Source organism: Micromonospora sp. ATA51, assembly GCF_016802855.1.
Taxonomy (GTDB): domain Bacteria; phylum Actinomycetota; class Actinomycetes; order Mycobacteriales; family Micromonosporaceae; genus Micromonospora; species Micromonospora sicca.
The window spans coordinates 1-1,409 of record NZ_JAEVHJ010000654.1; the positions used below are offsets into that span (position 1 = coordinate 1).

Annotated in this window: 3 protein-coding genes; 2 read left to right on the forward strand and 1 reads right to left on the reverse strand. The window is 71.5% G+C overall.

Annotated features, from left to right (window positions below):
• Both JNW87_RS38680 and JNW87_RS38685 read left to right on the forward strand, forming a co-directional pair.
• A partial coding sequence (locus JNW87_RS38680; protein ID WP_238455473.1) for a hypothetical protein occupies positions 1 to 175 on the forward strand: 175 nt, incomplete at its 5' end.
• Positions 176 to 228: 53 nt separating this feature from the next.
• The gene (locus tag JNW87_RS38685; RefSeq protein ID WP_201749547.1) at positions 229 to 1,035 is read left to right on the forward strand and encodes a DedA family protein; all 807 of its coding nucleotides are present in this window, start codon (positions 229 to 231) and stop codon (positions 1,033 to 1,035) included.
• Between the two features lie 181 nt (positions 1,036 to 1,216).
• Here the strand turns inward: JNW87_RS38685 and JNW87_RS38690 are convergent.
• Positions 1,217 to 1,409 (reverse strand): helix-turn-helix transcriptional regulator (locus JNW87_RS38690; protein ID WP_238455472.1); only part of this gene is annotated, 193 nt, incomplete at its 5' end.

Consider the following 1,409-nt stretch of genomic DNA (forward strand, 5'->3'; position numbering starts at 1 on the left):
CGCCGCGCTGCGTAAGCGGTCGCTGGGCCGCAAGCGCGGCCTGGCCCTGCGCGAGCACGCCCTGGGCCTGGCCGCCCTGGACGCGCTCGCCGAGGACACCCCGCTGTGGCGTCGCCACGAACTGGTCTTCGCCATCCTCGCCTGCGAGTCCGAGCCGGTCGACCCGCGCCTCTGACAGCCCGCCCGACCCGGTCCGGCGCGACGCCGGACCGGGCTTCGGTAACCTGTGTGGCCGTGGACACAGCAGAGAAGACCCGGGTGCTTTCCGAGAGCATCGCCCTGAACCCGCTCGACCCGAAGGACCTGATCCACACCTTCGGGTTGATCGGCGTCTGGGCCATCCTCTTCGCCGAGACCGGCCTGCTGGTCGGCTTCTTCTTCCCGGGCGACTCGCTGCTGTTCCTGGCCGGCGTGGCCGCCTCGCCGGTGGCCGACGCGATCTTCGGCAGCGGAACCCGGCTCTCGCTGGCCGGCCTGCTGATCGGTGGGCCGCTCTGCGCGATCGTCGGCGCGCAGGTGGGGCACTGGCTCGGCCACCGGTACGGCCGCCGGATGTTCGACCGCCCCAACTCCCGCCTCTTCAAGCGGGAGTACGTGGAGAAGGCGGAGTACTACTTCCAGAAGTTCGGCCCGGCGAAGGCCGTGGTGCTGGCCCGCTTCATCCCGATCGTCCGTACGTTCCTGAACCCGGTGGCCGGAGTGCTCGGCATGCCGGCCCGGCAGTTCCTGATCTGGAACATCGTCGGCGCGGTCCTCTGGGTGGACGGCATCCTGCTGATCGGCTACCTGCTCGCCGACCAGATCTACAACGCGATCGGCGACAAGATCGACCGGTACATCCTGCCGGTGGTCGCCCTGATCATCGTGGTCTCGGTGCTGCCGATCTTCTTCGAGTTCCTCCGCGACCGGCGGGCCCGCAAGCGCGGCGAGGCGGCCGCAATGGTCGCCGCGGCCAGCGCGGCGGGCGTGGTCGACGCGGTGCGGGACGCCGTCGACGGCGAGGACGACCGCCGCCACGGCCAGCAGGGTCGCTGACCCCGGGTACGCCGATGGCCGGTCCCCTCGCGGGGGCCGGCCATCGGCAACGACCTGTTCGACCTGCGGGTGGTACGGATGACGGGCAGCCGTCACCGTCCGGTGGTGGCGCCACCCCTGGCACGCCACCCGACGTCGCCCCGGGCAGGGGCGACCATCCGGCCGTCGGACACGTCCGGTTTCAGCGGGCCTTCTTGGTGGCCCGCTTGCGCGGCGGGGTCAGCAGATCCGCGATCGTCGCGATCGCGCTCGGCACCAGCCGGTAGTACGCCCAGACACCGCGCTTCTCCCGCTCCAGCAAGCCGGCCTCGGTGAGGATACGCAGGTGGTGACTGACCGTCGGCTGCGAGAGGCCGAGCGGCGCGGTCAGGTCA